Origin of the sequence: Pseudomonas sp. MF7453, assembly GCF_016405455.1 — a bacterium.
Classification (GTDB): Bacteria; Pseudomonadota; Gammaproteobacteria; order Pseudomonadales; family Pseudomonadaceae; genus Aquipseudomonas; species Aquipseudomonas paralactis.
Map to the genome: position 1 here is coordinate 131,011 of NZ_JAEKCN010000015.1, position 6,483 is coordinate 137,493.

A 6,483-nucleotide genomic window follows, 5' to 3' on the forward strand; every position below is an offset into this window, starting at 1 on the left:
CTTCGTTTATAGGGCCGGCTTGATGCCGCAGCCTTTGAGAATGATATGGATCAGGTTGGTGCCGGCGTCTTCCATGTCCTGTTTGGTCAGCTTGGTACGACCTGTTACGCGACAGATCTGGGTGGCGAAGTCGGCGTAGTGCTGGGTGCTGCCCCACAGCAGGAAGATCAAGTGCACGGGATCGACGGGGTCCATTTTGCCGGCGTCGATCCACGCCTGGAACACCGCGGCGCGGCCACTGAACCAGGCGCGATAGTCCTGACCGAAATATTCGGTGAGGCATTCGCCGCCGCTGATGATTTCCATGGCGAAGATCCGCGAGGCTTGTGGTTGGCGCCGCGAGAACTCCATCTTGGTGCGGATGTAACGCGCGAGCGCCACGGCAGGGTCGTCCTCGGCGGTCAGCGCGTTGAAGGTGCTGTCCCATAATTCGAGGATATTGCTGAGCACCGCGATATACAGGCCCAGCTTGTTGGTGAAGTAGTAGTGCAGGTTGGCCTTGGGCAGCCCGGCACTGGCAGCGATGGTGTTCATGCTGGTGCCTTTGTAGCCATGGCGGGCGAATTCATCTTCAGCAGCCTGGAGAATCGCTTGTTCGTTCTTTTGCCGAATGCGGCTGGCGGGTTTACCGGCGTGGTTGCTGTGGGCAGGAACTTCGAGGCTCATGGAGGTTTCCGTGCTGATCGATAAAGGCGACGTGTGCACAGATAACCCACCCTCAAGCCTCAGACAAGTCCTGATGCAATAAAACCGTCAAAGCGGTTCCAGGCTGTCGCGTTCCGGGGTGTGGTTTGCGGCGGTGGTACTTGCCTTGGCCTCCGGCAGTAACAGGCACAGGAGGATGGCGGTGATACCGCCGCTGGTGATGGCGGAGTCGAACAGGTTCTGCACCAGTGTCGGCATCAGGTGCAGCAGGTTAGGTTGCGCGGCGATACCCAGGCCAACACCGAACGAGGTGGCAATGATCAACATGCTGCGTCGATCCAGCGGTGCCTGGGCCAGAATGCGCACGCCGGCCGCGGCCACACTGCCGAACATCACCAGGGTCGCGCCGCCTAGCACCGGCTTGGGGATTTGCTGCAGCACGGCGCCAATCAGCGGAAACAGGCCCAGACAGAACAGCAACACGCCGATGTATAAACCGACGTAACGGCTGGCCACGCCGGTGAGCTGGATCACACCATTGTTCTGCGCAAACGTGGTGTTGGGGAAAGCGCTGAAAGTGGCGGCGATCATGCAGCTCACCCCATCGCCGAGGACGCCGCCCTTGAGCCGGCTTATATAAGAAGGGCCGCTGATAGGCTGGCGGGCAATCATGCAATTGGCGGTGAGGTCGCCGACGGTTTCGATGCTGCTGATCAGATAAATCAGCGCAATCGGCAGGAAGGCGCTCCAGTCGAAGTTGAAACCAAAGCGGAATGGTGTAGGCAGGCTGACCAATGGCAGGTCAGGCAAAGCCTGGGGAATCAGTTTGCCGCTGAACCACGCCGCGAGGCTGCCCAGGGCCAGGCCGATGATGATGGCCGACAAGCGTACCCAGGGCGTGTTCGAGCGGTTGAGCAGGATGATCGTCAAAACCACGAACAGGCCCAGCGCCAGGTTGGCGGGGGCGCCGAAGTCCGGTGCATTGAAACCGCCGCCGAGGTCGGTGATGCCCACTTTGATCAGGCTGATGCCGATCAGCGTAATCACAATGCCGGTCACCAGCGGTGTGATCACGCGGCGCAACTGGCCGATAAAGCGGCTCAATACAATCTGCACTGCCGCGCCGAAGAAGCACACGCCGAAAATCATCGCCAGAATGTCTTCCGGGCTGCCACCGCGTTGCTTCACCAGAAAGCCTGCTGACAATACCGCGCCGAGAAACGCAAAGCTGGTGCCTTGCAGGCAGATCATGCCGGCACCGATGCCAAACGGCCTGCGTGCCTGGATGAAGGTGCCTACGCCGGAAACCATCAACGCCATGCTGATCAGGTAGGGCAAGTGAGCGGTGAGGCCGAGGGTGGAGCCAATAATCAGCGGCGGCGTAATGATGCCGACGAACGCCGCCAGCACATGTTGCAGTGCTGCCAATAGAGCGGACAGTGGTTTGGGGCGGTCGTTGAGGCCGTAGATCAGGTCGCTGGGGCTGGAGGATTCTGGGGGCATGGCGGGTCAACTCAAGGCGGACGGTTCAAGGTCCCTGAGCCCTTGCAAAAAGCTGTCCATGTGCTCAGCTTTTTGCGTGAGGCCCGAGTTAGCGCGTCGCGGCCAGGCTTTCCAGGAAGCTTTCCAGCACCAAATGAGGGCGCCGGCCTTTGCGCGTGACCGATGCCAGGCTCAAATCGTAAAAACGTGTAGCCGGTTTCAGCGCGCGCAGCCGGCCTTGTTGCACCCATAGACTGGCGTAGTGGTCGGGCAAGTAGCCGATATAGCGGCCGGTGAGAATCAGGAACGCCATGCCTTCACGGTCTGAGGCGCTGGCGGTGCAGTTGAGCGCCTGGTAATGGGCCTGGATCTCCGCGGGCAAGCGGAAGGTGGGGGCGATGGCGTCCTGGCTGTCGATGCGTTCGTCGTCGAGTTGCTTGTTATCGGCATAAAACAACGGGTGGCCTACAGCGCAATAGAGCAAGGAGCGTTCGCTGTACAGCGGCTGGTATTCCAGGCCCGACAGTGCGCTGGCCTGGGGCACCACACCGACGTGCAGGCGACCGTCGAGTACGCCTTGCTCCACTTCATTGGGGGCGATCATGCGGATCTGGATCTGCACGTCCGGGCCCCGCTCTTTCAATTGCGCCAGGGCGTGGGTGATCCGCATGTGCGGCAGGGTGACGAGGTTGTCGGTGAGGCCGATGATCAACTCGCCGCGCAAATGCTGGTGCAGGCCGTTGACCTCGGTGCGAAAGCTTTCCAAAGCGCTCAACAGTTGCAGGGCAGACTGATAAACCTCGCGGCCTTCTTCCGTCAGGGAAAAACCGGCGCGGCCGCGTTGGCAAAGTCGTAGCCCGAGTCGTTGCTCAAGGTCGCTCATCTGCTGGCTTATTGCCGAGCGGCCGATGCCGAGCACGGTCTCTGCCGCCGAGAAGCCGCCGCATTCCACCACGCTGCGAAAGATGCGCAGCAAGCGAATGTCGAAGTCGCTGACTTGAGCCAAAGGGTCGGGACGACGGACGCTCATAGTTTAGTGAAGTCCTGACTGAAGGTTAGAAGAGTTGGATTTCACCGACTTTATCCCCGTGGCAATTTAGCTGCAACAACGCTTTTCAATCCCGACGCTGCCTTTTGCCTTGCGAGGTTTTGCTGATGAACATGCCCGAAAACGCCCCATCGTCCCTGGCCAGCCAACTCAAGCTGGATGCGCACTGGATGCCCTATACCGCCAACCGCAACTTCCAGCGCGACCCGCGCCTGATCGTGGCCGCTGAAGGCAGTTGGTTGACCGATGACAAGGGGCGCAAGGTCTATGATTCGTTGTCGGGCCTTTGGACCTGCGGCGCCGGGCACACGCGCAAGGAAATCCAGGAGGCGGTGGCCAAACAATTGGGTACCCTGGATTACTCTCCAGGCTTCCAGTACGGTCATCCGTTGTCCTTCCAGCTGGCGGAAAAGATTACCGACTTGACCCCAGGCAACCTGAATCATGTGTTCTTCACCGATTCGGGCTCTGAATGTGCCGATACGGCGGTGAAGATGGTGCGGGCCTACTGGCGCCTCAAAGGTCAGGCCACCAAGACCAAGATGATTGGTCGCGCGCGTGGTTATCACGGTGTGAACATCGCCGGTACCAGCCTGGGTGGCGTCAACGGTAACCGTAAGTTATTTGGCCAGGCGATGATGGATGTTGACCATCTGCCCCACACCTTGCTGGCGAGCAATGCATTCTCGCGTGGAATGCCGGAGCAGGGCGGTATCGCCTTGGCCGATGAATTGCTCAAGCTGATCGAACTGCATGACGCGTCGAATATCGCCGCGGTGTTTGTCGAGCCGATGGCCGGTTCCGCTGGTGTCCTGGTACCGCCACAGGGGTATCTCAAGCGTCTGCGTGAGATCTGCGATCAGCACAATATCCTGTTGGTGTTCGACGAGGTGATCACGGGCTTTGGCCGTACCGGCTCGATGTTCGGTGCCGACAGTTTTGGCGTGACCCCGGACCTGATGTGTATCGCCAAGCAGGTCACCAATGGTGCTATCCCGATGGGCGCGGTGATCGCCAGCAGCGAGATCTATCAGACCTTCATGAACCAGGCGACGCCGGAGTACGCGGTGGAATTCCCCCACGGTTACACCTATTCGGCGCACCCGGTGGCGTGCGCGGCTGGCTTGGCGGCTTTGGACCTGTTGCAGAAGGAAAACCTGGTGCAGAGCGTAGCCGAAGTTGCCCCGCATTTTGAGAATGCGCTGCATGGCTTGAAGGGCAGCAAGAATGTGATCGACATTCGCAACTACGGCCTGGCCGGGGCGATCCAGATTGCCCCGCGTGATGGGGATGCCATCGTGCGTCCATTCGAGGCCGGCATGGCCTTGTGGAAAGCCGGTTTCTACGTGCGTTTTGGCGGTGACACCCTGCAGTTCGGGCCAACGTTCAACAGCAAGCCGCAGGACCTGGACCGCCTGTTTGACGCGGTCGGCGAAGTGCTGAACAAGATCGACTGATTTCTCCTTCTATATAGAACAACTTTTCAGGAGCCCTGCATGAGCCTTATCCAGCATTTGATCAACGGTGAGCTGGTCAACGACAGCGGTCGTAGTGCCGACGTCTATAACCCGTCTACCGGCCAGGTGATTCACCAAGTGCCGTTGGCCAGTCGTGAAACCATTCAACAGGCGATTGACTCAGCCAAGGCGGCGTTTCCGGCCTGGCGCAATACGCCGCCGGCCAAGCGTGCGCAGGTGATGTTCCGTTTCAAGCAGTTGCTGGAGCAAAACGAAGCACGTATCTCGCAGTTGATTAGCGAGGAACATGGCAAGACCCTGGAAGACGCTGCGGGTGAACTCAAGCGTGGGATCGAGAACGTGGAGTACGCGTGCTCCGCGCCGGAGATTCTCAAGGGCGAATACAGCCGTAACGTGGGGCCGAACATCGATGCATGGTCGGATTTCCAGCCGCTGGGCGTGGTGGCGGGGATCACCCCGTTCAACTTCCCGGCGATGGTGCCGTTGTGGATGTACCCGCTGGCGATTGTGTGTGGTAACTGTTTCATCCTCAAACCGTCGGAACGTGATCCGAGTTCAACGTTGTTGATTGCGCAATTGTTGCAGGAGGCCGGGCTGCCTAAAGGCGTGCTCAGCGTGGTGCATGGCGACAAGGGCGCGGTGGACGCATTGATCGAAGCGCCTGAAGTCAAAGCCTTGAGCTTTGTAGGCTCGACGCCGATTGCCGAGTACATCTATTCCGAAGCGACCAAACGTGGCAAGCGTGTGCAGGCGCTGGGTGGGGCGAAGAACCACGCGGTGCTGATGCCGGATGCCGACCTGGATAACGCGGTAAGTGCCCTGATGGGCGCGGCTTATGGTTCCTGCGGTGAGCGTTGCATGGCGATCTCGGTGGCTGTGTGCGTGGGCGATCAGGTGGCGGATGCGTTGATCGCCAAGCTGGTGCCGCAGGTCAAGGCGTTGAAGATTGGTGCGGGCACGTCTTGCGGCCTGGATATGGGCCCGTTGGTGACGGGGCAGGCGCGGGATAAAGTCAGTGGCTATATAGAAGACGGTGTGTCAGCGGGTGCAGAGCTGGTTGTTGATGGCCGTGGCTTGAGTGTTGCCGGGCATGAGCAAGGTTTTTTCCTCGGTGGCAGCTTGTTTGACCGCGTCACCCCGCAGATGCGTATCTATAAAGAAGAGATCTTTGGGCCGGTGCTGTGTGTAGTGCGGGTGGATAGCCTGGAAGCGGCGATGCAACTGATTAACGATCATGAATACGGCAACGGTACCTGCATCTTCACGCGTGACGGTGAAGCGGCGCGCCTGTTCTGTGATGAGATTGAAGTCGGCATGGTGGGGGTTAACGTGCCGCTGCCAGTGCCGGTTGCGTATCACAGCTTTGGTGGTTGGAAGCGTTCGCTGTTTGGCGATTTGCATGCCTATGGGCCGGACGGGGTGCGTTTCTATACTCGTCGCAAGGCGATCACCCAGCGTTGGCCACAACGGGCCAGCCATGAAGCGTCGCAATTCGCCTTCCCTAGCCTGTAAGGCTCGGTAGGTAGAAGGCCGGCCCCTTGGGGCCGGCCTTTGCGTTATTGGGGCTTTTTTGACTTATATGACAGAAATGTGAAAAAGAAGGTTGACGACAGATTCTGGAGGCCTATAATTCGCCCCACTTCCGGCGCAATCGAAACGGAAAACTCCTTGGCAAACAATGAGTTACGCAGTTTTCGGCAGTGAGTTGCTTCAGTTCATCGAAGCCAAAAGGAAGTTGAAAAAGAGGTGTTGACAGCAGCGTGTAACGCTGTAGAATTCGCCTCCCGCTTCGGAGAGATCCTAAGCGCAAGTGGTTGAAGTTGTTGAAGA

At 59.1% G+C, this 6,483-nt stretch carries 5 protein-coding genes; 2 read left to right on the forward strand and 3 right to left on the reverse strand.

What is annotated here, in order from left to right:
• Positions 1 to 6: 6 nt before the first annotated feature.
• The 3 genes from JFT63_RS22710 to JFT63_RS22720 form a co-directional block, all read right to left on the reverse strand.
• Entirely contained in the window at positions 7 to 666 is a 660-nt protein-coding gene (locus tag JFT63_RS22710) for a TetR/AcrR family transcriptional regulator (protein WP_005784489.1), read from the reverse strand.
• An 87-nt stretch (positions 667 to 753) separates the two neighbouring features.
• Positions 754 to 2,148 (reverse strand): uracil-xanthine permease family protein, encoded by a 1,395-nt coding sequence (locus JFT63_RS22715; RefSeq protein ID WP_198844820.1) that lies wholly within the window; start codon positions 2,146 to 2,148, stop codon positions 754 to 756.
• Between the two features lie 88 nt (positions 2,149 to 2,236).
• Positions 2,237 to 3,157 (reverse strand): LysR family transcriptional regulator, encoded by a 921-nt coding sequence (locus JFT63_RS22720; RefSeq protein WP_057702699.1) that lies wholly within the window; start codon positions 3,155 to 3,157, stop codon positions 2,237 to 2,239.
• Between the two features lie 125 nt (positions 3,158 to 3,282).
• Between JFT63_RS22720 and JFT63_RS22725 the strand changes: the two genes are divergently transcribed.
• Together JFT63_RS22725 and JFT63_RS22730 are read left to right on the forward strand one after the other, a co-directional pair.
• Positions 3,283 to 4,632, forward strand: coding sequence for an aspartate aminotransferase family protein (locus JFT63_RS22725; protein WP_003188272.1), 1,350 nt, complete (start codon positions 3,283 to 3,285; stop codon positions 4,630 to 4,632).
• A gap of 39 nt (positions 4,633 to 4,671) precedes the next feature.
• Positions 4,672 to 6,165: a CoA-acylating methylmalonate-semialdehyde dehydrogenase gene (locus tag JFT63_RS22730; protein WP_198844821.1), complete on the forward strand. Its 1,494-nt coding sequence runs from the start codon at positions 4,672 to 4,674 to the stop codon at positions 6,163 to 6,165.
• The last annotated feature ends 318 nt before the right edge of the window (positions 6,166 to 6,483 follow it).